General features: G+C 66.7%; 1 protein-coding gene. It reads left to right on the forward strand.

The window, feature by feature from the left end:
- Window positions 1-496 (forward strand): amidase (locus tag SB822_RS54895; RefSeq protein WP_410858823.1); only part of this gene is annotated, 496 nt, incomplete at both ends.

Below are 496 nucleotides of genomic sequence, written 5' to 3' on the forward strand. Positions count from 1 at the left end.
GCGTTGGCCGCCAAGGAATGCTCCGCAGTCGAGCTGGCTCAGCTCTATCTAAAACGCATCGACGCGGCGCGCGGCCTCAATGCGTTCATCCAGGTCGACCCGGATCTCACGCTCGCCCAGGCAAAGGCCGCGGACGCGCTGCTTCACTCGGGCCACGGCGGCCCGCTGACCGGCGTGCCGATCGCGCACAAGGATGTGTTCGTCACCAAAGGCTGGCGCTCCACGGCCGGCTCGAAAATGCTGTCGAACTACGAAAGCCCGTTCGACGCCACCGTGGTCGAGCGTCTGCAGAGCGCGGGCATGGTGTGCGTCGGCAAGACGAACATGGACGAGTTCGCGATGGGCTCGTCGAACGAAAATTCGTATTTTGGCCCCGTTCAGAACCCGTGGGATCGTCAGGCAGTGCCGGGCGGCTCGTCAGGCGGCTCCGCGGCGGCTGTGGCCGCGCGCCTCGCGCCTGCTGCAACCGGCACCGATACCGGCGGCTCGATCCGTC

The sequence above is a fragment of the Paraburkholderia sp. SIMBA_054 genome, from assembly GCF_046534875.1.
GTDB lineage: Bacteria > Pseudomonadota > Gammaproteobacteria > Burkholderiales > Burkholderiaceae > Paraburkholderia > Paraburkholderia hospita.